Here is a 24271-nt window from a genome sequence, read left to right as displayed (position 1 = left end):
GGTTGCGCCCGGCAGCCGCAGGATGCAGATACAGGCCATGCCATCGCTCATCCTGCGCCTTGTCGCCATCCTGTCCCTGCTCGCCGCGCCTGTGGCGCACGCGACTCCCGATGATCGCGGCCCCCTGATCCTGGCCGCGGCCAGCATGCAGGAAGCGATGACGGCAGCGGCGGACAGTTGGGCTGGACGCGGCCATCCCCGCCCTGTCCTGTCCTTTGCCGGTTCCTCCGCGCTCGCACGCCAGATCAAGGCTGGCGCACCGGCCGACCTGTTTCTGTCCGCTGATGAGGAATGGATGACCGACGTGGAACGCGCTGGCTTCATCGTGCGGGGCACACGCGCCAATATGGCGGGCAACCGGCTGGTGCTGATTGCTCCAGCGGCAAAACCAGTGGCACTGCGGATCGGTCGGGGCATGCCGATCGCTCGCGCCCTGGGCAACGGGCGCCTTGCCATGGCCGATCCGGACAGCGTACCGGCGGGCAAATATGGCAAGGCGGCACTGACTGCTCTCGGAGTCTGGCCATCGGTCGCCCCCAAAGTCGCACGCGCCGACAATGTGCGCGCGGCGCTGGCGCTGGTGGAACGGGGTGAAGCACCGTTGGGGATCGTCTATGCCACCGACGCACAGGCCTCCAGAGCCGTGCGGATCGTCGGCACCTTCCCGGTCGGCAGTCATGCGCCCATCCGCTATCCTCTCGCCCGGCTGAAGGCCAGCCGTCATCGCGATGCCGAAGCCTTCCGCCGCTATCTGCTGTCGGGAACGGGCAAGACGATCCTCGCCCGCTACGGCTTTACCGCTCCCTGACGCCTTATTTCTGGCAGGCAACGATCGTGACTATTACCGCCAGCGTCTCCTGCGGATCGCGTACGCGCACCGTATCCAGGCCGAGTTGCTTGGCCGGATAGTCGTTGCCGCCGGGGAAGATGGCATCGCCGATGAACATCATCGAATCCAGCGCAATGCCGCTGGCATCCCTTAATTTCTTGAGGCCATAGGCCTTGTCCACGCCCTCCCGCGTGATGTCGATCGACGTCGCGCCGCCCATATTGATCGACAGGCCCGGCAGACGCTGACGCAGGTCAGCCTGAATGATCTTGCGCTTGGCAAAATCGGGATCCCAGTCTTCCTTGGCGTGGATCGGCGCTTGCTGGCCCAACGCGGAAAAGGTGATCTGGCTGCCCCGATCCTCGATCCGGTCGCCCCATGTCTGATCGGGCACGAAGCCGGTCGCCTCCAGCGATGCGTCGAAGGCGTTCAGGATCGCCGCCTTCTGTGCATCATCGAACAATTCGGCATAGACGGGCGACCAGCCGCCGTCCCCATATGTGTAAAGCTTAGTCCCCGTCGTCGGCATCAGCCACAGGCGCGACCGGTCCGCCTGCGCCGGCAAACGGCTCGCCACCTGTTTCTCGAACTGTGGCCAGTCCCCGCCGGAGATCACCGCGACATGGGCGACAGTCAGCAACGCTGCCAGCGCCTCGCCCATGGCATCGCCCAGCGGCTGCTTGCTCTCGGCCAGCGTGCCATCCAGGTCGAATGCGATCAGTTGCTTCATGTCAGCCCATTTCCGGTGATGCTAAGTGTTGCGCCTGCGCTAACGCCTGTTCCGGCGCCGAGCAATGGCGGCCATGCCGGATTCCAGTTAGCATATGCTGAAGCGGTGGGCCGGGGGCGGCATGAAAACGACTTGCCGCGGCGCCGTTCAGCCCTAAGACAAAAGCAGCATGGCCCACATGAGTTTCGCCTTTCCGTTTCGCCCGACTGTAGCCAGCCATCCATGATGTCATTTTTTACGCCGGAAGAATGGACCATCATCGGCCTTTCGCTGCGCATCAGCCTGGTCGCCGTTTTCGCCATGCTGCCCTTCGCCTTTGCACTGGCCTGGATGTTGGCACGGTGGCGCTTTCCCGGCAAATTGCTGCTTGATGCACTGATCCACCTGCCACTGGTCGTACCACCGGTGGTGACGGGCTGGCTGCTGCTGCTGCTGTTCGGTGCACAAGGGCCTATAGGGCGATGGCTGGAAAGCTGGTTCGGCATCACCCTGCTATTTCGCTGGACCGGCGCGGCGCTTGCCGCCGCTATCATGGCGCTGCCGCTGATGGTGCGGGCCATGCGCCTGTCTATCGAAGCAATAGATACAAGGCTGGAGCAGGCGGCCCGGACTTTGGGCGCCAGTGACATGCGCACATTCCTGACGATCTCCCTACCGCTGGCCCGGCCTGGCCTGCTGGCGGGCGCCATATTGGCCTTTGCCCGCTGCATGGGCGAATTTGGCGCGACCATCACCTTTGTCTCCAATATTCCGGGTGAAACCCAGACCTTGCCCATTGCCATCTATGCCGCGATGCAGGTGCCGGGCAGCGAAGCCCTGGTCACTCGACTGGCGCTCATATCGCTGGCGCTGTCCCTATCTGCGCTGGTGGCGGCGGAATTGCTCGCACGGCGCATTCCAACGGGAGGGCGCGGCCATGCTGATCGACATTGATGTCCGCCGTACGATCGGGGACCGCGACATCGGCGTCACGATACGCACCGACAGCGGGATCAGCGCTCTGTTCGGCCCGTCTGGTGCCGGCAAAACAAGTGTCCTGCACATGATCGCCGGCCTCACCCGACCCGATCGCGGACATGTCCGCATTGACGGCACATCCTTGTTCGATCGTGCCGCCAATATCGACCTGCCCCCGCGACAGCGTGGCTGCGGCTATGTCTTCCAAGATACTCGTCTCTTTCCCCATCTGCGGGTGAGGGCCAACCTGCTCTACGGCCGCCGCGGCGCCGGACCGATCGAAGTGGCGGACGTCATCGACCTGCTCGGCATCGGCGGTTTACTGGACCGTTGGCCGGCAACCCTGTCAGGCGGAGAAGCCCAGCGCGTCGCCATCGGCCGCGCTCTGCTGTCCGGCCCACAGATTCTGTTGATGGACGAGCCCTTCTCATCGCTCGATCAACAACGGAAATCCCGCCTGCTCGCTCTGATCCGCGACATTCATGCGCGCATGCAGATTCCGATCCTTTATGTCACCCATGACGCGGCGGAACTGGATGCCTTGGGCGCCACGCGAATCAATATGGGCCATCCCGCCTGACGCCCCTCGGTTGTACCCGGCCATGACTTGCTGTAGCGCCACGACCTATGATCGAAGGCCAGCGACGAATGACCGGAGTGACAGGAATGCAGGCATTCCACGCCAGTAGCAGGCATGACACGACAAGAATGGGGCCCGACCAGATTGAACGAAACACTTTCCGATAAGGACATGCCCGGAACCGAAGATCGCCTGACGGCGATGGAGGCGCGGATCGCCCGGTTGGAAGCGAAAGTCGGGCAACTGGCGCGCGCCGATGCCGCAGGATGGGCAACATATGACGCGTCATGGACCGCGAGTGGCTTTCCGGTACTAGCCAGGGGAACCACCGTCACCGCCGAAACCACCGACATCTTCGCTCGCTTTCTGGCATCCGGCTGGTGGGGCGTGGAAGCCTGGGGCGCATGGGGCCGCGATCAGCAACACGCCATCCGCTTTCATATTCCGGACTATCGCGGCGGATATGTCGACATGACGCTCACGCTTCAGGCCTTCGTGCTACCCAATCACGACCCGATGGAGGTACATGTCACCGCAAATGGCCTGTTTCTTGGCCGCCATGCAGTGCGCGCAGCGCCACGACCGATCCGGTTGCGACTGCCGCCCGCCGCGATCGGCCATGGCGACGTGATCCTGTATCTGCAAAGCCCGGAACCCAAATCGCCCGCCACCTTCAGCGACAGTCTTGATCAGCGCCTGCTGGGCGCGGGACTGGTTGCAATCGGCCTTTCTTGACGGATCACCTTGACGCGAAGGAGTCGGTTCGGCCATGCCTGTCGGCAGGCCAAACGGCTATTTCCGTATCACCATCTTTCTTTTTCGCGTCCATCAATTCAATGCTGCAACCCAAGCGATGCGATGCGCGAGGGGACGGACGCGATCAACCGTAACTAAACCGCTCCCAAAAGCGGCCCCTGCCCCTCGACCAGGGGAGGAAAACAAGAGTAACCGACTGGAACCTGCCCAAGCGATTCGGCTAAGACTTCTACAGGGAGCATGAATAGAACGATGGCAAATCTGATTGTAACGGGCGGCGCGGGTTTTATCGGCGCGAATTTCGTCCATCATTGGCGCAAGGTTTCGCCGCAGGACACGATCGTCGTTCTTGATGCCCTGACCTATGCTGGCAACCCCGCCAACATCTCTGGATTGGATGGCGTGGAACTGGTCGAAGGCGATATTTGCGATACGGCCCTGGTGTCCCGCTTGATGGACGACCATGCGATCGACACGATCGTCCATTTCGCGGCCGAAAGCCATGTCGACCGCTCGATCACCGGTCCCGACGCCTTCGTCACCACCAATGTCGTGGGCACCCACAGCCTGCTCAAGGCCGCCAAGATCGCATGGCTGGACAAAGGCAGCGGCCGTCCGCATCGCTTCCACCATGTGTCCACGGACGAAGTCTATGGGTCGCTGGAAATGGATGATCCCGCGTTCAACGAAAACACCCCCTATTCGCCCAATTCGCCCTATTCCGCGTCCAAGGCAGGGTCGGATCATCTGGTGCGTGCCTATCATCACACCTATGGGCTGGAAACGACGACCAGCAATTGCTCGAACAATTATGGCCCCTATCAGTTTCCTGAAAAGCTGATCCCGTTGTTCACGCTGAACGCGCTATCCGGGCGCAACCTGCCCATCTATGGCGACGGGCTCAACGTGCGCGACTGGCTGCATGTCGAGGATCATTGCGTCGGCATCGAATTGATCCTGCGTAAGGGCCGGATCGGTGAGACCTACAATGTCGGTGGCGGCCAGGAACTGCCGAATATCGAGGTGGTGCGTGAAATCTGCCGTGGCGTCGACGCCGCGTTCGCGGAAAATCCCGAACTGGCGAAGGCCTTCCCCGACGCGCCGGCTGCACGCGGCGGTTCGTCGACGGATCTCATGACCTATGTGGAGGATCGCAAGGGCCATGACCGGCGCTATGCGATCGACGAAAGCAAGATTCGCGGCGAACTGGGCTATGAACCCGCGCGCGATTTCCCGCAGGGCTTCGCCGAAACGCTGCGCTGGTATCTGAGCAACGAGAATTGGTGGCGGCCCCTGGTCGAACGCGCCAAGATCGCTCGCTAAAAAGCAACGCGACACTGCGCCTGATTCGCCAAGAGAAGCCCGCCAAGGATCGTTCATGAAGCTCGACATCATCATCCCGGTCTATCGCAACGCCGACCTTGTCGAGGCATGTCTGGATTCGCTGAATGCCCATATCGGTGAGGTGGCGGATCACGCGCCCCGCATCATCGTCATCAATGATTCACCCGATGACGAAGCGGTCAATGCGCTGCTCGCCAGATATGCGCAGCGCGGAACGATCCAGGAACTGGTGACCAACGGGCAGAATGCCGGTTTCGTCACCAGCGTGAACAAGGGCCTGGCCCTCGCCAAGGCCAGGGAGGCAGCCGCCCTGCTGGTCAACAGCGACACGCTGACCTATCGGAACACGCTGGCGGAAATGCTGGCGGTTCTGGAGGCCGATCCGCAGATCGGTTTCGTCTGCCCGCGCTCCAACAACGCGTCCATCTCCACCTTCCCCCAATCGCCGCACGCCATGTCGGGCATATTCGTCATGCCCGACGCCTGCTATGCGGCCTGGCAATCGGTGCAGGCCTATCTGCCGCGTTACAGCTGGGCACCGACGGCGGTCGGTTTCTACATGCTGATCGCGCCATCGGTCGTCCTCAACTTCGCGCCGCTCGATGAAGCCTTCGGCATCGGCTATGAAGAAGAAAATGATCTGGTGATGCGCGCCGGTCAGGTCGGCTTCCGTGCCGTGCTCGCCAACCATGCCTATGCCTATCATGCTGGCTCGGCCTCCTTCCTGCTCCGCGACATCGATCTCAAGGGGCAGCGTGAGGGCAATCTCCAGAAGATTACCAAGCGCCATCCCGGCTTCCTGCCGCTGGTCCAGGCCTATGAGGCCTCGGCCGGTTATCGGGCCGAGTTGAAGATCCGGCAGATGGTGCCGACCACCGATGGCCGGTTGAAGATCGCCATCAACCTGCTGACTTTCGGCCGCCATCACAATGGCACCACCGATCATATGATGCACTTCATCCGCTGGTGCGAGCGGTCGGCGCCGGGCAATTTGGACATCACCGTCATTTGCGAGCCGTCGGTCGCTCGTTTCCATGGCATCGACAAGATGGAGCGGATCAAGCAACGCCGCGAATGTGATCCCATCTATGCCATCGCGATCATGCCCGGACAGCCGTTCGACCTGCAAACGGTGCGCACGATGGAGCATCTGGCGCCGGTTACCGTCTATGGCATGCTTGATGTCATCGCACTCGATTGCAGCCATTTGCGCGCAGACAATGGGCTGGAAACGCTGTGGGCCTATATTGCGGGCCATGCCAACGGCCTGTTCTTCAACAGCCGCTTTTCCGAAACCACGTTCCGCAACCGGTTCCCCCGTCAGTTCAAGGCCCCCGCCTATACCCGCCTGCTGCCGACCAAACTGGCTGCCTATGCCGGCCGCTACCAGAAGGCCGAACGGGGCCGCGACCATGTGCTGGTGATGGGCAATCATTTCCCACACAAGGCATCGCATGAGGTCGGCGCCCTGATCGCGCAGGCCCATCCCAACCTGTCGCTGACGATCCTGGGTGGTGAAAGCAAGGAAGAGGGCAATGCCCGCACCTTGCAGGCCGGCACTCTGCCCGACGAACTGATGAACGACCTGTTCGCGCGCAGCAGTGCGGTCGTGTTGCCATCCTATTATGAAGGCTTTGGCCTGTCGATCATGAACGCCCTCGCGCTGGGCAAGCCCGTGATCGCGCGCGACATCCCACCGACCCGCGAAATCCTCGCCACCTTCGGCAAGACCAACGGCATCTTCCTGTTCACCGACAATCGCGACGTACCCGCGCTGATCGGCAAGGCAATCAGCGCCGAACGATCCACTGTCGAGGAAAAGGGGAGCGCCGACTGGGATCAATGGTCCAAAGGCCTGTTCGAATTTGCGCTGGGGCTAGCCAAAAGCCCGGACCTGCACGATCGACTGGTGGACAGGATCGAGGCCGCCGATGCGCTGCACGGCATGCCCAGCCCGCTGGCGAGCACCGGTGCCGATCATATTCCGGGCAGTTCGCCAAACCTGGGCAGCGCGGGCAGTATCGTGCGGATCGCCGACCTGCTGCAACTGCGCGGCGACGCCTTCGTCCAAGCCGCCTATCGCCAGTTGCTGGGCCGCCCGGCCGATCCAGCCGGCTTGGAACATCATGTCGCGCTGCTCGCCCGTGGCACGACAAAGGCCCAGATCATCGAAGCATTCCTGGGTACCGACGAATTTATCGAACGCCGTACCCCCGTCAGCGTCATCGGACGCGAATTGCTGCGCAACAAGTCCCGCTGGCCCAAGGCGATCCGGCTACCGCAGCGTCGACACGAGGAACCGGAGGAGGAGGCTCCGGCCTTGGACAATCCGGTAGCTTCGCCTCCTCCTCCTCCTCCCCCGCCGCCGCCGCCCCCGCCCAAGCCCATTGTTGCGCCTTGTCCGCCGCCTGCGCCGCGCCCGTCATCGAACAAGCCGCTTGTCCAGATCGCCGACCTGTTGGCTTTGGATGGCGCTGACTTCGTTGATGCCTTCTATCGGCGCCTGCTTGGCCGCGAAGCGGATGATGCTGGCCTCGCCCATCATGTCGCCCTGCTTGGCCGCGGCGTATCCAAGGTCGATATCCTGCGCGCCATTGTGAAAACGGACGAATTTGCGCGCTATAGCACCACAGTCCAAGTGGAAGGCCTGACGCTGCTGGATGCGCCCGCCAGGCCGGCCAAGCGGAAAAAGGCTGCTGCGCCAGCACCAGCACCAGCCGGTGCAGCTACCAGCGCCGCACCGCCGCCTCAACCCATCGCATCCGGCAAGCCCATTGTTCAGATCGGCGACATGCTGGCACTGGACAATGAGGCCTTCGTTCGCTCTTTCTACGAGAAATTGCTCGGCCGTCCCGCCGACCCTGCCGGTCTCAATCATCATGTCGCCTTGCTGCAAGGCGGCGAAACCAAGGTCGGCATGTTGCGCGCAATCCTGAAATCCGGTGAATATCGCGATCGTGCGAGCAGCATCATCGTGACTGGTCGCGAGCATCTGGACTCGCCACGCAAGCCAGGCTGGCAAAGCCGGTTGAACAAGGTCATGAAGCATTGATCCGGCTGGTGCCGCCCACCAGCCTCCGTTTCATCATCCATGTGTTGCTACGACACGCTCAAGCCGATCTCTTGTCAAACCGGCCAAAGAGCGATCAGCGTCGATAATGCCGCTCTGACCTGAGTAGAAGGCGGGCTTGAGCTATGCGCTTGCCGCGATCGCCGGGTCGACCGAATAAAGGGCGACCGGAACGAAACCGGCCAGCCAAGCTTCATCTTCTTCCTGCTATTGCGCGGGTTCGCCCCCCAACGCCGGGAGATCATATGAAGCCGATTGCATCCATCGTTCTGGCGGGACTGCTGGTCAGTGCCGCAACCCCTCCCCAGCAGCGACAGCAGCAGGGTGAGCGGAGCGAGATCGTCGCAAAGATATGGGCCGGGCAGCCGGTCGATTTTGCCATGATCGTTCGCGGGCAGCGCCTCTATGTCGGCTATTACGGAGCCGACCGGCGACTGGTGATCGCCAGTCGAGCCACGAGCGGCGGGGCCTGGGAACGGCAGACGCTCGATACGGCTGTCGGCTGGGACAGCCATAATGCAATCACCATGGCTACCGACAGCCGGGGGCGACTGCATGTCGCGGCGAACATGCACGTCTCGCCCATGACATATTATATGTCCGACACATCAGGATCGGTATCGTCCCTGCGCCGCATATCCGCCCTGATCGACCCCGCTCAGGAGCAGCGGATCACCTACCCCACGTTCCTCAAGGACCAGCAGGGCCGGTTCATCTTTCGCTACCGCGATGGCATGAGCGGCGCAGGCAATGACATCTATAATGTCTTCGACGCATCGACCCTTCGCTGGCGCCGTCTGACCCGGATGCCCGTGCTGGATGGCGAGGGCAAGCGCAACGCCTATCCCATCGGCCCGACCATGGGACCGGACGGCCTGTTCCATATGGTCTGGCTCTGGCGCGACAGCCCAGCAGCAGAAACCAGCCATGACCTCAGCTACGCACGCAGCCCCGACCTTGTGCACTGGACGCGCTCATCGGGTCAGCCTCTGTCCCTTCCGATCCGTCTCGCCAATTCGGAAATCGTCGATCCCATCCCGGTCCATGGGGGCGCGATCAACGCCAATGTCACCTTTGCGTTCGATGCGCAAAAGCGGATCATGATCGCCTATCATAAGTTTGACGAGCATGGTGACACGCAGATTTATCTGGCCCGGCTCGAACGCGGCAGATGGCATATTGCGCAGGCCACGCGCTGGGCCGGATATCGCTGGGACTTCAAGGGCGGCGGTACCATGGCCGGCGAGATAAAATTGTCGGAACCCTATCAGCGCGGCAATATCATCGTCCTGCAAATCGCCCGGCAGGGCAAGGGCATGCAATTGCGCCTTGCGGCAGATACGCTGGAGCCCACCAACGCTCCCCTGCCTCAGTCCAAGGCCAGTACGACATCTGGCTGGACCGCAGTCAGTGCGCCCCCAGGCATGAAGATGAACGTTCTGACGACGCAAGGCAGTGGCAAGCGCTTTCGCCTGACCTGGCCGACATTACCCAACAACCGCGACCTACCGCGCGCCAAGGTGCCTGCACCGACCGAGTTGCGTTTGACCGAACAGCCCTTGTAACGACCCGCCGATAACAGGGTGGCGAAGAGGCGGGCCTAAAAAAGCCCGCCTCATACCTCAAGCCGCTGTCAGCCCATTGACGACGGCGCCGGTCGCCTCACGCAGCGCCATCATGTCGGGCGCGGCAAAAGCCGCCTTCACCATCGGCGCATAGTCGGGATAGCGTTTCGTCACGACATCCACGCCAGCCTTGATGAGCTCATCCTTCTCGCCCTTGAAACTCGCGGTACGGACATGGAAGACGAAAGCCCAAGGGGAAACCAGATTGGCCCAGCCCGCCTTCATACCGCGCAGGCAGAAATCATTCTCCTCGCCATAGCCGCGCGGGAAACCCTCTTCGTCGAAGGTACCGCACAGGTCCATCATCGCGCGACGGATGAACAGACAGAAGCCTGATCCGGTCGGGACTTCGGGCGGCGTGCAGCCAAAGGCGCCCTGCACCATCGCCAACGCATATTCCTCATGTCCCAGATGCGCAGGTTTCTCGCACTTCTGGTTGAACACCGGGAAGGAAAAGGCGCCGGCATTGTCGCCCATCGCCGTCACCGTGCCGACCTGCGGACGGCTATAGGCGGTGGCGCGCAGTCCCTCCAGCCATTTGGGCGTCACGATCGTATCGCTGTTGAGAAGCACGACATCGCGTCCAGCCGCCTGCGCGATGCCCATGTTGATCGTGCGGGTATAGCCCTGATTTTGCGGCGACCGCTGGATGGTCAGGCCCGGTATGCCGACGAAGCTGTCGAGCAACGGAGCGATCGCGGGATCGGGGCTGCCATCGTCGATCACCAGCACCTGCGTTTCGCGCAGATCGGTATGTTTGAGCACGGAGGTAATACAGGCGCGCACTTCCTCCGGTGCATTATAGACCGGAATGATGATCGTCGTCGGCAGGGCTGCACCGATCGTCTGGGCCGAAATCGCCAGCGGCGCCTTGGCGGTGGCAGCGGCTGCCGCATCGGCCCGCATCGGTCGGCCGCAGATGCGTTCATAGGCGAGCATCACCTGCTCGCCCAGCCGTGCTTGCGAGAAATTGCTGGTAATGAAGGCATGACCCTTTTCGCCCATGACGCCGATCTTGTCGTCATGCGCGCAAAGATCGACCACGGCATCGACGACCCCATCGATATCGCGGAACGGCACCATATAGCCCGTCTCGCCATGCTGGACCAGTTCCGGCAGCGCCCCCCAGCGATAGGCGATCACAGGCCGCCTTGCGGCCATCGCCTCGGCCACGGTACGGCCGAAGGATTCGGCGAAGGTGGACAGATTGAGCAGCACGTTCACTTCGATCATCGCCGCCCGCGCGCTGTCCTTGTAACCGGCAAAGACCAGATTGTCCGGCCGTTCGCCGCGCGCAACCTCCTCCATCCAGATATCGATCTGCGGCGTGCGCGGGCCGATGATGACGAATTTGGCCCGGTCGGTTCGCGCGGCGGCAAGTCGTGCCACCTCGACGAAATCGGCGATCCCCTTCTTGGGGATGTTGGAACTGACGATACCGAATTTGATGCCATTGCCGAAGACATTGCGCATCTCGAAATCTTCAGCGCTGATGGCATTGGGCACATAGAGCGTCCGGTCGCCACGCGCGAACAGTTCGCAGGTGGCGCGGCTGTTGCCGATCAGCCAGTCGGTATTGCCGAACACGGCGCTGACGATCTCACCGGTGGTCTGGTTCATCCGCTCCTGCAACCCTTCGTCCAGGGAGATAAGCTCCCGCACATGGGTCAGCGCGATGCGGCCCATGCGTCGCGCGGCAACGATCGGTTCCAGCAGGACGATGGTATTGGCGTGAACAATGTCGACCGCATGGCGCGCGATGATGTCGGCAAAATCCAGCGCGAGCCAGGCATAGACCGCCCGCTTGTCCATCCATTGCGGATAGCGGAAGGCGTATGCGCCCATGCACAGCTTCTGAATGCGCTTGATATAGTCACGATTATTGTCGCTGGGCAGGGTCATGACGACATTGACCGGCATCTTGGCCAAGGCCTCCAGCACGTCGAGCAGGCTGCGCTCTCCGCCAAACAGTTGATGACCGGAAATATGCGCGCAGAGCAGGATAGTGGGCCTGGACGGGTCCGCTTCTTTGAAGCCGCGATACCAGACCGGACCGCGCGGCATGTCGGCCGCATCGTTCAGCGGGCTGCCGAGATAGGCTAGCCGGTTCTCCGCCTTGGGCTGCGCCGCCACGCCTTGCGGCAGGGTGACGGGGCGCAGACCGGGCACGGCTTCTGCCGCAGACTGGAAGGCCGCGAGGTTCGTCAGCCCCCAGCGCTGGTCCGGTTCGAGATAGGTGCCTTCGGCCCACTCGTTCCAGGCGTTAATGAACATCATCGTTTCAGGCGCCGGGTTATGGCGATTGTCCTGGTCCAATATGCCCTTCATCCATCGGCGGAAGCCATAGGGCGTCGCGCCGGTAAAAATGCGCGCATCGGTCAGGCGACGGGCAGTATTGTCCCAGCCCAGCATCGCGCCGCGATGGACCGGCCATTCATAACCGTCGACATATTTTTCGACATCGCCATCCGCCACGGCGTTGTAATCGAAAATCTCGCCACCGAAATCCTTGTGGCGATCATGGACCTTATCGCGCAAATCGACGCGCACGCCTTCATGCGGCGGGAACAGGACATAGCTGTCGATGCCATGGTCCTGCGGCTGTCCGCCCAGCGTTTCCAGCCCGAAGCGCACCGCGCACAGATGGATTTCACCCAGCCCCGCCTTGCGACATTCCTCGCGCCAGATGCGGGCCGTTTCCATCCAGTTGGGAATGATCGAAATACGATAGACGACCAGCACGGGCTTGCCACAATAGCGGATCCAGCGTGGATCCTTCATCATCGGGATCATTTCGTGGATGAAGGCAATATTGCTTTCCAGCGAATATTGCTGCTCCATCAACACATGGCGGTTCTGTCCGTCCCAGTTGCGCGACCAGTTCTCATTGGCCCAGCAGACGCAGAAACCCGTGTCGATCCGGGAGGATTTCGCCATCTGCTCGATTGGATGGTTCAACAGTTTTTTGCCGTTGAACCAGTAATAATAGAAGCAGAAGCCGTGAATACCGAACTGGCGGGCCAGATCGGCTTGCGCGACCTGAGTATCTTCCAAGCGCAGGTCATAATAGCCCAGATCCGCAGGCAGGCGCGGCTGATAATGGTGGCGGAACAGCGGGCGCCCCCGCGCCACATTTGACCATTCGGTGAAACCCTTGCCCCACCAGGTGTTGTTTTCCGGGATCGGATGGAATTGCGGCAAGTAGAAGGCCACCGCCTTGACCACGCGGTCTGCCGGCGCGGCGGGCAATGTCCGGGCTGCGGGGCGAACGTCCAGGGCCGCTTCCCGCGCACCGGCAGAAAGCATCGCCAACACGCTGGCGCGACCGGGGAACTTGCCACCCGCCCCATTCGCAGTCATCTCATGCAGCCGCATCGTCACACCCAGCACGCGCGACAGAAACGGCTTGAACCATAGGCCCCATCCCGCCGGAACATCGAGCGGCGCCTGACCTAGCAGGAGGCCAAGCCGCGGCAAGACGGTGTTGAGCGCGGCCACCAGCGGCGCGTGCGCAGGATCGGCTCGATCCAGCCTTATGAAACGATCGCCGGCGACGCCCCATTGGGGATCGGCACAAAAGGCCCCATGCAGGCCGATCAGCCTGGCAATATCGTCATCCGTCAGCGGTCCGGCCGCATCCTGCGGTGAAAGCCATAGCGCACCGACATAGCCGTCCAGCGCGCCCGACCCGGCCAGCCGGGTGAAACCCCGTGCATTGCCCGCTTCATCCGCATCCCCCAACAGGGTCAGAGAACGGACGGAGGATGGCAGGTCATCGACGTTCAGATTGTGCGTCCCGCCCAGCAGGAACAGATCGAATTCCGCCGGAATCCGGCCCAGCAGGGCAGACATAGCCGCCCCATCCTGGGACGTGACGATATTGACGATCACTGCCAGCGGCGCATGAGGTTCAAGACCACGCAGGCCAAAGGCGTCGGTCGCGTGACGCAACACCCACGTCACGCCTTCCGGAGCAGTGGCCGTCGGCGCAACGGCCGCCAGCTTCGCCATGGGCGGTAGGGGCTGGCGCCCTTCACTCTTGCCGAAGCGTACATAATGGACAAGCGCGTGCATGCCCGCCGCCGGAACGTCGGGATAGGTATCCATATAATGGCGCGTATCGAATCCCGGCCCCGGATCGCGCTTCAGCAAAAGGCCGAAGCGGACGAAATGCTCCAGTGGCTCGATATCCAGCAGGCCGGCGTCGGGGAAATTCTCTACATACCATTTCTGATCGAACAGGCCTGACTGATCGATTTCCTTGGCCAGCTCTTTAAAATTCAACATCGTCAGCCCTTGTTGCGATCAGGCGCCACGGCGCCCTCTCTCTATCGTCGAGGTCGGCCAGCCATCCTGTCGAGGCGGGCGATCGGCCCCTATCGCCCCTTGTTATCCGCCATAGCTGCGGCACTCCGTCGCAGTTCGTCCACAGCCCGGTTGGGGGTCCGACCCTCCTGCAATCCAAAGGCCACAAAATGCGCGGTGGCATCCATGCCAGCCTCATAAACATCGGGATTATTTTCCAGATACCATCCCGCGTCGAACAGACCATAGCGTTCCAGCACCGCCTGTTGGCGGCGCAGATTCACCTTCTTAGGCAGCAGCGGCGATGCAACCTGTGCAATCAGTGCGTCCATTACCCGAACAAACAGCAGATAGAGTGAGTCGGTCCGACGCGACAATTCATGCCGCACGACGCGCAAATGGGCGAGGTCCGTTTCCTTCTCCTGCGCGTCCTTGAGCGCCGTCATTAGCAGGGCAATTTCCTGGAAACGCGCTTGAATGGCCTTTTCATGGTCCAGTTCGGCCTTGGCAGCATGGTCCTTTTCAGCCAGCAATTCCGCCTGCGCCTTTTCCAGCTTTTCGTCCGTCAGCCGCAACTGCTCTTCCTTGGCCGACCGGACGTCCTGCTCATCCTTCAACTGGCTGCGCAGGAAGCGGAGTTCTTCCGCCGATTCCTCGGTTTCCAACTGGCGTTGCAGCAAGGCGCTCTGGGTTTGCGCCAGCTTGCTCTCGACATCTGCCAAACGGGTATCGCGGTCCGTCAACGCCTTGTCCCGCGTTTCGACATCACGCTTCAATGCCGTGACCTCATCCAGGCGAAGCTTGACGACCTTCTCCAGTTCGGCCTTGGCGTCCTTCAGGCCCTGCGCATCGGCACGGGCATGTTGAAGATGCTGACTCAGTCCCTGCACATCCACCCGCGCCTTTTGCAGAGCCTCCTGATCCTTGACCATCTGTTCGCGCGCCATGTCGAGGTCGCCATTGAGGCTTTCAGCCTCATTGTCCCGGATGGTCAGATCGCTACGTACCTGCTCCAGTTCCTCATGCGCCTGCTTGAGCTGATCGCCGATCGCCAGCCGCTCCTGCTGCGACTGCGCTTGCTTGGCACGCGAAGCGACCAGTTGAGCCGTCTGCATCGACAGTTTTTCAGCCTTGTTCTCATTATCGCGCTGAAGCCCTTCATGGGCGCTCTGGAGCCTAGCCAACAGCGTTTCACGCTCCGAAGCCGTCGCCTGCGTTTCGGCAAGAGCCGCTTCGAGAGACTTGCGCTCTTCCGCATCGACATCCCGTTGCTGCAACAAGGCTTCATGCTCGCCTTGCAACTGCACGATATCGGCGCCCAGTGTGCTGGCCCGGCCTTCTGCTTCTTCGATACGCGCGTCGCGTTCGACCAGCGATGCTTCCAGCGCCGCAATGGCATCCTTGCTCTCAGCCGCGTGACGCTCACCGATATCGAGTTCGGCCCGCGCCTTCTCCAGCCCTTCTTGCGATCGGGCCAGCGCTGCCGCCTGTTCGTCGGATAGCTTCTGTAACGCAGCCCCGGCATTTTTCGCGACGCTCAGTTCCTCGCCACGCTGCGCCAGTTCGCTGGTAAGCGTCGCGACCCGTTGATCGCCCGTAACCTTCTGTTGCTTCGCAGTCTCCAGTTCCGCCTGCAAGCGGCCCAGCTGCACGTCCCGGTCGGCAACATCCCGGCGTAAACCCTGCTTTTCGCCTTCAACCCATGCCAGGTCATGCCCGGCCTTATCCAGCGCGGCAGCGGACCGAACCAGTTCGACCTCCACCGCTGACTTTTCCAGCATCAGCGTCTGATAGGACGACAGTTGCTCGGTAAATTTCTCGGTCAACTGGGCCAGCCGCACATCCGCCCCTTCGCGTGCGTCCATGGCCCCCTTCATCAGGCTGTCACGTTCCGCCAGCGCCTTGTCATGCAGGTCAGCCGCCGCGCGCAGGCCCGCCAATTCCAAATTCTGCTGTGCCGTCTTGCTGCTGGCTTCGGTCAGTTGCCCCTCTAGCGCAGTGGCTTGCGCCTGCACGGCGCCTACCTTTTTCTCCAGGTCAGCGCGCTGGCTGGCAGCGACTTCCTGTTCGGACAGCGATTTCGACAATTTCGCCTTAAGAGCGTCGCGGGCGGCTTGCGTTTCGGCCAGACTGGTTTCGCGTTTCTGCAATTCGCGGCGGAAAGACGAAATTTTTGCCTGCCGCTCCTCCAGCGTCGCCTTCAGCTCCGCTATGCTCGCGTCACTGCTGGCGACCGCCTCCTGCAAGGTCTTGATGGCCTTGGCCTTCTCGGCCAGCTGCTTGTCCCATTCGGCCGCCTTGTCCTTGTCGCCGCCAACCGCCAGCTTCTGCTGTAGATCGGCGATGGTCTGGTCGAGCTTCTTGCGCTCGCTCGCGCGGCCAGCCTCTTCCTTCGCCAGCTTGCCGGTGACGCTGCCCAGCTTGCGAGTCAGAGCGGCGTGATCCTTCACGACCGGTGCAAAGGTAGCGCTTGCGCGATCGAGGTCGGCGCGGATTTCGTCCAGTACGCCTTGGTCCGCAGCATTTTCGCCATGCAGCACCCAGGATCGCATAACGCGATGCACTTCTGCCACCCATTCCGCGGCATGGGGCAGCGGCCGGAAGATATCATTGGTATCGCGATGATGGCGGAGCGAACCGGACAGATAATTGGCAACGTCGACGAAAGCCCCTTCCGACTGGTTGGGCAAGGTCAGGTCCAGGCCGGATTCCAGGCGTTCGATCTGGACCCGGTGCGATTGCAGCAGGTCGTCATATCGCACGAACATCCGCCGCAGCGACCGGCTGCCATGTTCAGCATCCAGCGTGTAGCGCAGCCAGAGTAAGGTCGCCTGTAACGGATCGAGACCGAACTGCTGCGACAGCGATGCAGACACTTCAATCGGGTTGCGCGTCATGACGATCGCCCGTTGCGCGGATGCATCGCCGAGCAGGTCAATCCAGAAGGATTGTAGCAGACTGTTGCGCGGATCCTTGAACAGGCGCGGCTGGTCATCGACGAATTCGGCCGTCCACGCCTTGCGCGCAGCCTCTTGCAAGTGGGCAATGTCGGCCGGCGGGATGGCGGCCAGATTGGCACCGCGCCAGTCCGACCATTCCACCTTCGCCGCGACCAGCAGCCGTGCATTGATTTCACCCAGCGGCTGGGACTCCCAGGGTTCGGCACCCTGTTCGGCCTTCGCTGGCGCACGGGTTGCCGGCGCAGCGCAGCCCAGCAACGACAACATGCGCACCAACACCCCGCCACCCGACATCGGGGCGCCGGAAATCAGGATGGTGGGTGTCTTCACCGGCGCAGTTGTTGGCTTTCCCGGTGATTTACTGTCTGTTTTGACGCTTTTCGCGTTCTGCGGCCCGGATGTGGTTATCGACTTAGGACCACTCGACACTAATCTTGCCCCATTTTAGCTTAGGTTGCCGAAACTTGCACCGGCCCGTCAGGCCGTGTCAATTGCAAAACCCGGAATGTCCGGCCAGTCGCGCCGCGCCCAGCCGCATCGAAAATCACCCGAACGGAGCGGCAACACCGACCCCGACGTGCGGATGTGAACAACCGGCTGTCAGGCCAGCGGATAGACTGGCTTCACCACGCCATTGGCGGTGATCCACTCTTCGGTCTTGGCGACATCTTCCAGCGTATGGATGTCAAAACAGCCCTCGGTCAGATAGGGTTTGATGCGCTGGCCCATCACCGGCCACGGCCCCTGCCCTTCCTTGTCCCACACCGCGGATGCACGCAGCGCCCAGATGGAATGATCGAAGAACAAGCAGGTCGGCAATTCCTGGCGATTGGCGGATGCATTGCCTGATCCCGGCACGAACGGCGCCAGCGTACCATCTGCCAACACTGTCTTGCCACGATAGGGATGATATTCGGACATATCATGACACGGCACGACGGAAGACAGTGTCGGATCCTGAAGCAGGCCCTCAATGCAATCGTCCACCATCCGTTCAGTGATAGTGCCGACATTGGCATGCTGAACCACCACGATGTCGACATCCCCTTCGGCCTCGATCAGCGCCATCGCATGCCGTACCGCGTCGGAGCTTTGCGCGGTGGCGCTCGCCAGTTCGTCGGGACGGCGGATGGGCGTGTACCCCGTCTTGCGCCCCGTCTCCAAAATCTCATCATCGTCGCTGCTGACATAATAGCGGCCGATATGGGCGCTGCGCAAAGCGGCGGAGGCCGCCCACACCATCAACGGGACGCCATGGATAGGCAGGACATTCTTGCCCTTGAGCGAACTGCCACCCCGCCCGATCATCAGCGCCACTATCCGGCTGGACTTCGACATGCAGACTATGCCTTCATTCTGTCGCGCAGCCCGAACGGCGGCGCCTGTGGTGGGTCAACGGCAGGACAGCCGCTGCCCATGCAGCGGCTGTCTCAGGCCCTTATTCGGCGGCGGCGACCCGATATTTATGATGCTCGCTTGGACGAATGTCCTTTTCTTCGGACCCCACCACGATCTCCGCCTCGCGGACCTTGGCGACATAGTCCTTGAATTCAGACTTGGTCAGGTCGAGCGCGACGGCGTCGAAATGCGCCCATTCGGTATTGCCCAGCTTCACATGCTTTTCGACCATGCGCGCACCGGCGGCCACGGCCAGCGCCGATCCGAACCAACCCGCATCATGGCTGGAATAGCCGGCCACGATCTGCGGCTGCTCGCGCGACAGCCTGTCATAGTGGCGCACGACGCCGACATTGCAGTCCTCCGCCGGGGTCGGATAGGCCGAATTGCACTGCAACAGATAAAGCTGCGGGCTGGCCTTGAAAGTTTCGAGCACCCAATTCTCGAACGCCTTGTCGGTCATGCCGGTCGACAGCACGATCGGGCGATCGCAGGTCCGTGCTACCATCGACAGATAATCGGTATGCTCCGAAATGGTCGAAGGCAGCTTGATCATCGCCGACCCCAGATCCATCAGCTCGCGATAGGATTTAACGTCAAGCGCCGATGCGAACCACTGGATACCCAGTTGCTTGCACAGCCCGTCCAGATAGCCGAAATCATCGTCGCTCAATTCCAGTTGATGGCGATAATCGGCGAAGGTCGTCCCGAACGGCGACTTGTAGGGCGCCGCCAGTTGCTCACGGCTGTAGAAGCTTTCCACATCGCGCTTCTGGATCTTGACGAAATTCGCGCCTGCCGCCTTGGCGGCCCGGACCATCCGCTCCAGCCGACCGCGATCGCCGAAATGGTTGGTAGTCAGTTCCGCGATCACGGATACCGCCCAGGGCCGCTCCGCTTCCCCGCCGCCAGGCAGGAAATGGTGGCGCAAGTCCGTGGTGGTCATCCGCGAATAGGAACGATCGCCGACATGGACGACGTCGAGATCGGTCCCGCGCAACATGTAAAGCGCGTTCAGCAGGAAATTTTCCTGCATGTCGATGCGCAGGCGCCGCTGGTCCGCGGTATCATTTTCGTAAGACCGTCCCAGCGCATGGGCACTGCCCATGTCGGCGCGAAAATCGAAGCCGACCAGATAGACGGTCTGCGGCCGCCCGCGCGCCTCGGCCACCTTGCGGGCGACCTGCAATGCCGAGATCAGCAGCACATCCTCGATGACGAAATCACCGCCGAGCAGGCGCTGCATCATCAGGTCGCCACTTTCCTGGCTGAGCGGAACATGCTCCGCCCGAACCACTTCGGCGCCGGCCGTCTGGAAATCCGTAGAGGTCAGGTACAACCGTGCCCGCGCACCGCTTTCGGCCAGCGACTGCTTGACCCAATCCGCATGGAAAATCGAAATATCGGCCGGGTAGATGCGCTCGGCGTCGTTGATGCCGATCACCAGTGATCCGGCATAAACTTCCGCCGGAACGCTGTCAGCCGACGGGCCCTTGCCCAGGATGAAGATCGTGTCGGTGCCATATGTCGACGCGATGGCGCTTATCGGGGTCGAGAAATTGTCCATGATAAGATTCCCCTTCAAGAAATACCGCGCAACCGGCTTCATGTGCCAGCGCTACACCCGCCAGAAGATCCCAGGAATAGGCTCCCTTGGGATTGACGAACCGCGCATAGGCCCCGCGTATGACATTATACATGTTGTAAACGGCGCAGCCCATCACCCGGCCTTCAGGATTGCCGGCCAGAATGGCGCCGATCTCTGCATTATAGGAAGAGGACAGACCCACGATCCGCGACTGGTAGGTCGGGATAGTCATGCCCGACATCAGGATATCGCCCATTTCCGGCAGCATCAGCGCACTGCCCTGATGAACACCGTCGCGCCAGATCGACAGGGCGACACCCCATTCCTTGAGGCCGGAACAGAAATTCTCGGTGCCATCGATCGGGTCGAGCACGGCGACCCAACCGGACCGTATATCCTGTCCCGCCTCATAGCTCTCCTCCGCCACCAACGTGACGTCGGGCAGATTTGCCCGCAGGAAATCTGCGATCAACTTTTCCTGAAACAGGTCGGCCTGGGTAACCGGACTGCCATCCGGCTTCCAGGTGATATCGCGACGCAATGACAAGGTATGGTCGAGATTGGCGCGAACTAGCGCCCAACTATCTTCCAATAAAGGTGAAATCGACACTTAGCCCCCGATCCTTGATTCGCATGATCTTGGCCGGGCGCGGTCGACGCGCCCGTTTCTGCCACCGCAACGGCAGCGCCCACTCCATTATTCGGCTTTGAGCTTTTCCACCAGTCCTTTGTAGCGCGATCCGTGGCCGGACAGCACCGCAGAAAAAGCTTCCAGGTCTTTCTTCTCATAATTGACCGGATTGCCGCGCAGCATCGCCATCAACAATAGTGGCGGCGCCTCCTCGTCCGGACGGACATTACTCAGATAGCGCTCGACATTTTCCGTAAGCACATAGTTGGGCCGGGCGCCCACCATGATTTCCTTATGATAATATTGCGTCCGGCAGAACAATATGTCCCTGAAGAAGGCCGTGAACAGCGACAGTGCCTGGGCGATGAAGGAATCGCCGAAGATCACGATGCGGCCCTGCGCATTGGGGTGCTCGCTGATCAGCAGGTTCATGCGACCATCATTGCCGCTGGTCACCTGATTGTCGAACTTGTGCACCTTCCAGTTTACGGCGAGGGTTTCATTGGCCTGCGTGATCGGCGGCTTGAACCGCTTGCCCAGATCACCCGCGACATCTTCGGCGCGCGGCCGGATCAGCTTAGTCAGCGCCTCCACCTGCTCGCGCACCATGGTTTCGTCGAGACCAAGCCCGAGCACCACGTCCTCGACAGCCGCCAGACGGCCGCGCCAGTTCCAGTGCGTATCGGCAAAACCATAGCCACCATGCTCCAGTTCACGCAGCTTTTCCGTAGGAAAAAGGAAGGGCGCGCGGACGCGCTGCCGATAAATGTCGCCCAGAATGATCGGATCGTCGATCGGAAAAGAATCTTTGAGGACGGTATGCTTGTCCGGGGCGACGAGATGAACGTGGCGCGCGCCGCAGCCCGCGGCATGCTCCGCGCGCGCAACCAGATTCGCCTGAAAATTCATGATCGAGGCTTCGGAAACATCGACCTTGCCGGTGATGAAGTCCAAGGGGCGATGCTGGCCGTCCGCCAGAAAAAGCTCACCCTTCTTACCAATAATTACCCCGTTCTTGATCTCTATATCGCCCACCTGTCACCCTTTATCAGTCACTGAAATCACGTCCGATCAGATGTTGTCATCCATGATCGGTAAACAGCGTAAATCAACATTTAAGAACGGTCGATCGAACCGCACTTAGTAGAAATGGATGCACCCCTTGTCCCTGAGCCGGCCAAGAACTGCAAACTCTACTTCCATCGGACAATGCGCGTCGTCCCAATGCTGCAACGCCCGGCCGAAATCCCGACCATCCTTGTAATAATGTTCTTCGCCCGCCTTCCGCGGCTCAATTTCGAAACCGAACAGGGAAATCGGCACATTCCGTTCGAAAAACGGCGAAAGCCAGGACAGGATGACAATGCCCGACCGCGGTGGCTTTCGCGGATATTCCCCCGTTTCGACGAAGCGCGACAGAATCGGCAGCGCAGCATGGGTATGCACATCCTTCCCATGATAATAGATCGGATCGCCCTGATAGCCCAAATCCTTGAGAATGGGCTCATTTTCGACCCTGGTCACAATGGTCGAGGGTTCATCCAGTTCCCGAAAGAAGGTCCAATAGCGTTCCTTGATCGGCACACCCACGAAGCGGATATCCGTCTTCACCCCGCCAAAGGCCTCGAATCCCGTGGTACGCCCGTCATTGATACGAATAACCACGTCATGCGCATCAATTCGCTCACCATTGCGCTCCTGACCCAGACGCGGCGAATTGCCGATGACGGCGATCGACGCGGGCTTGGAATTCCTCCGCATGACGGCGTCAAAAAAGAAATTACCCGCCTCCTGATCCGGCATCTTCATCTTCCATTTTTCCTGGGCCGCGATGCAGCCAATCCTTGAACCTGACGTCCCATGTGGCACGGTCACAACCTGCTTTCCAGCGAAGAATCATCGACATGGCTCGGGATCAGGAAGAGAGAGACGCTGCAAGCACAAAGCAAAAGTCCGCCACCGGGCTGAAAAACTTCGGACTTCCTTCAGGATTTGCGACATGATCCAGGAAACAAGATGGAGGCTCTGACAGTTATGGCGGGTATGCTGCTTTCGCTCCCTCTGGCCCTCGCCGTCCTTGTGGACACGCCCGCCCCAAATCTTGCCGTCGCAAGCGCCGCACCCCCCGCCAGCATCGCCGCTGCCGGCGCAACCGGGACCGGCGCCCAGTCATGCAGCGTGGCACAGCAGGCGCGCGACCATCCGGGAGTGCGTACCGTTCGCATGGGCGATGCCTGGTCCGGTGTCCGCGTCCGCTACCCCGCCCTGGAACGCAACGGCAAATATTATTTCGGCTATTATGATGCCAACCGGCAACTCACGATCGCTGAATATGCCGCTGCCCAGAACAAGCTCTGCCTCAATCGCATCGCTTCCCGCTTTGGCGGATGGGACAGCCATAACAGCATCTTCATGGCCTTCGACCCGCAAGGCTATCTGCACGTGGCCGCCAACATGCACGCCTCACCCATGGTCTATGCCCGCGGACCACGCCCCGATTCTGCCCAGGGCATCGCGCTGGCACCGATGGTGGGCAGTGACGAAGCCCGCGTAACCTACCCACGCTTCCAGACCGACGACAACGGCCAGCTCATGTTCATTTATCGCAGCGGTGGCAGCGGCAATGGCACATGGATCGCCAATCGGCTCGACAACGGCCGCTGGAAAAGGTTGAACGACGGCGGCCTGTTCGCCGCACGGGACCGGCAGGGGCCAGTAAGCGCCTATCCCACCAATCCCGTACAGGATGTCGACGGGCGCTTCCACATGGCGATCGTCTGGCGCCGCTCCCCCGACACCGCGACCAATTTCCGCGTCAGCTATATTTCCACCACCGATTTCCAGACTTGGCGCCTGGCATCGGGCAAAGCGGTGCGCGGCCCGATCACCGCCGACAATGCGGATCTGGTGGACGATGTCGGCGTCGACAACGGTCTGGGCACAAGCGCATCACTGTCGCTGGATGGCCGTGGCGCACCGGTGATCGCCTATACCAAATATGACGAGACAGGTGCGAACGCGGCCTATGTCGCGCGCCCGACCGCACAGGGCTGGCGCATCGAGCGAGTGGCCAGCGGCAAGACGCGCGTTGCCGTCCAGGGACGCGGCACCCGACAGCGGGCCGACGTGACGAGCATCGCCAGCCTCGACCCAGCGACCGGCACGATGCGTGTCACCTTCCCCAGGTCCAAAGCGCAAACCGTGCGCTTTGCTGCGCCTTCAGGCGCGATGCGACAGGCTCAGGGCGCTGCCGAACCGCCCGTCAGGGTGGCAGGCATATTGACCCCGCCGCGCGGCCTACTGCGTCCGACCCTGCGCAAAGTGGCGGTCATCGATGCGGACAGCGGCAAGCCAACGACAGGCGTAGTTCAATATTTCGCACAAGATTCGAATCGTGACGTCGCCCCTGCATGCGATGCCAAGGCGCCGTTGGCATGCAAACCGCCGGCATCGCCTGTCTATCTCGTCCTGCCGAACTGAGCCTTTCGCCGTCCTTGC

The 24271-nt window shown here is 61.4% G+C and carries 18 protein-coding genes; 10 read left to right on the top strand and 8 right to left on the bottom strand.

From position 1 onward, the window contains the following. The first annotated feature begins 37 nt into the window (after nucleotides 1-37). The gene (gene modA, locus RQH62_RS12145) at nucleotides 38-808 is read left to right on the top strand and encodes a molybdate ABC transporter substrate-binding protein (RefSeq protein ID WP_311269154.1); all 771 of its coding nucleotides are present in this window, start codon (nucleotides 38-40) and stop codon (nucleotides 806-808) included. Nucleotides 809-812: 4 nt separating this feature from the next. On the opposite strand, the gene RQH62_RS12140 is transcribed toward modA, so the two are convergent. Beyond that, a complete protein-coding gene (locus tag RQH62_RS12140) occupies nucleotides 813-1559 on the bottom strand; it encodes an HAD-IIB family hydrolase (protein ID WP_311269019.1) in 747 nt (248 codons plus the stop codon). 225 nt (nucleotides 1560-1784) lie between these two features. Between RQH62_RS12140 and modB the strand changes: the two genes are divergently transcribed. From modB to RQH62_RS12110, 6 genes are all read left to right on the top strand, one after another. Beyond that, nucleotides 1785-2492: a molybdate ABC transporter permease subunit gene (gene modB / locus RQH62_RS12135; RefSeq protein ID WP_311269153.1), complete on the top strand. Its 708-nt coding sequence runs from the start codon at nucleotides 1785-1787 to the stop codon at nucleotides 2490-2492. Next, a complete protein-coding gene (locus RQH62_RS12130) occupies nucleotides 2476-3096 on the top strand; it encodes an ATP-binding cassette domain-containing protein (protein ID WP_311269018.1) in 621 nt (206 codons plus the stop codon). The genes modB and RQH62_RS12130 overlap by 17 nt, the downstream gene beginning before the upstream one ends. A 171-nt stretch (nucleotides 3097-3267) precedes the next feature. Then, nucleotides 3268-3831 carry a hypothetical protein gene (locus RQH62_RS12125; RefSeq protein ID WP_311269017.1) on the top strand — a complete coding sequence of 188 codons (564 nt, stop codon included), beginning with the start codon at nucleotides 3268-3270 and terminating at the stop codon, nucleotides 3829-3831. A 273-nt stretch (nucleotides 3832-4104) separates the two neighbouring features. Beyond that, entirely contained in the window at nucleotides 4105-5175 is a 1071-nt protein-coding gene (rfbB, locus tag RQH62_RS12120) for a dTDP-glucose 4,6-dehydratase (RefSeq protein ID WP_311269016.1), read from the top strand. Nucleotides 5176-5230: 55 nt separating this feature from the next. Beyond that, entirely contained in the window at nucleotides 5231-8248 is a 3018-nt protein-coding gene (locus RQH62_RS12115) for a DUF4214 domain-containing protein (protein WP_311269015.1), read from the top strand. 263 nt (nucleotides 8249-8511) lie between these two features. Beyond that, nucleotides 8512-9831: a BNR repeat-containing protein gene (locus RQH62_RS12110; protein WP_311269014.1), complete on the top strand. Its 1320-nt coding sequence runs from the start codon at nucleotides 8512-8514 to the stop codon at nucleotides 9829-9831. A gap of 57 nt (nucleotides 9832-9888) precedes the next feature. On the opposite strand, the gene RQH62_RS12105 is transcribed toward RQH62_RS12110, so the two are convergent. Next, nucleotides 9889-14178 carry a glycoside hydrolase family 99-like domain-containing protein gene (locus RQH62_RS12105; RefSeq protein ID WP_311269013.1) on the bottom strand — a complete coding sequence of 1430 codons (4290 nt, stop codon included), beginning with the start codon at nucleotides 14176-14178 and terminating at the stop codon, nucleotides 9889-9891. Between the two features lie 89 nt (nucleotides 14179-14267). Further along, nucleotides 14268-17429, bottom strand: a complete 3162-nt coding sequence (locus RQH62_RS12100; protein WP_311269012.1) for a hypothetical protein — start codon at nucleotides 17427-17429, stop codon at nucleotides 14268-14270. Here RQH62_RS12100 and RQH62_RS12095 point away from each other — a divergent pair. Further along, nucleotides 17422-17604, top strand: coding sequence for a hypothetical protein (locus RQH62_RS12095; protein WP_311269011.1), 183 nt, complete (start codon nucleotides 17422-17424; stop codon nucleotides 17602-17604). The genes RQH62_RS12100 and RQH62_RS12095 overlap by 8 nt on opposite strands. Before the next feature lie 152 nt (nucleotides 17605-17756). Here the strand turns inward: RQH62_RS12095 and RQH62_RS12090 are convergent, their stop codons facing one another. The 5 genes from RQH62_RS12090 to RQH62_RS12070 form a co-directional block, all read right to left on the bottom strand. Then, nucleotides 17757-18494 (bottom strand): cytidylyltransferase domain-containing protein, encoded by a 738-nt coding sequence (locus RQH62_RS12090; RefSeq protein ID WP_311269010.1) that lies wholly within the window; start codon nucleotides 18492-18494, stop codon nucleotides 17757-17759. A 100-nt stretch (nucleotides 18495-18594) separates the two neighbouring features. Then, complete coding sequence (locus RQH62_RS12085) at nucleotides 18595-20121, bottom strand: N-acetylneuraminate synthase family protein (RefSeq protein WP_311269009.1); 1527 nt, start codon at nucleotides 20119-20121, stop codon at nucleotides 18595-18597. Further along, nucleotides 20033-20752: an inositol monophosphatase family protein gene (locus tag RQH62_RS12080; protein ID WP_311269008.1), complete on the bottom strand. Its 720-nt coding sequence runs from the start codon at nucleotides 20750-20752 to the stop codon at nucleotides 20033-20035. The genes RQH62_RS12085 and RQH62_RS12080 overlap by 89 nt, the downstream gene beginning before the upstream one ends. An 87-nt stretch (nucleotides 20753-20839) precedes the next feature. Then, entirely contained in the window at nucleotides 20840-21808 is a 969-nt protein-coding gene (locus tag RQH62_RS12075; RefSeq protein ID WP_311269007.1) for a hypothetical protein, read from the bottom strand. 105 nt (nucleotides 21809-21913) lie between these two features. Then, nucleotides 21914-22453, bottom strand: a complete 540-nt coding sequence (locus RQH62_RS12070) for a hypothetical protein (RefSeq protein WP_311269152.1) — start codon at nucleotides 22451-22453, stop codon at nucleotides 21914-21916. Between RQH62_RS12070 and RQH62_RS12065 the strand changes: the two genes are divergently transcribed. Both RQH62_RS12065 and RQH62_RS12060 read left to right on the top strand, forming a co-directional pair. Beyond that, entirely contained in the window at nucleotides 22442-22621 is a 180-nt protein-coding gene (locus tag RQH62_RS12065) for a hypothetical protein (RefSeq protein WP_311269159.1), read from the top strand. The two genes, RQH62_RS12070 and RQH62_RS12065, sit on opposite strands and share 12 nt — an antisense overlap. A gap of 168 nt (nucleotides 22622-22789) precedes the next feature. Continuing rightward, complete coding sequence (locus RQH62_RS12060; protein ID WP_311269006.1) at nucleotides 22790-24253, top strand: BNR repeat-containing protein; 1464 nt, start codon at nucleotides 22790-22792, stop codon at nucleotides 24251-24253. Nucleotides 24254-24271: the final 18 nt, after the last annotated feature.

The sequence above is a fragment of the Sphingobium sp. WCS2017Hpa-17 genome (assembly GCF_031843765.1).
In the GTDB taxonomy this organism is placed as follows: Bacteria; Pseudomonadota; Alphaproteobacteria; order Sphingomonadales; family Sphingomonadaceae; genus Sphingobium.
The sequence above is the reverse complement of the archived record's forward strand: the minus strand, read 5'-3'. Positions and strand labels throughout refer to the sequence as shown.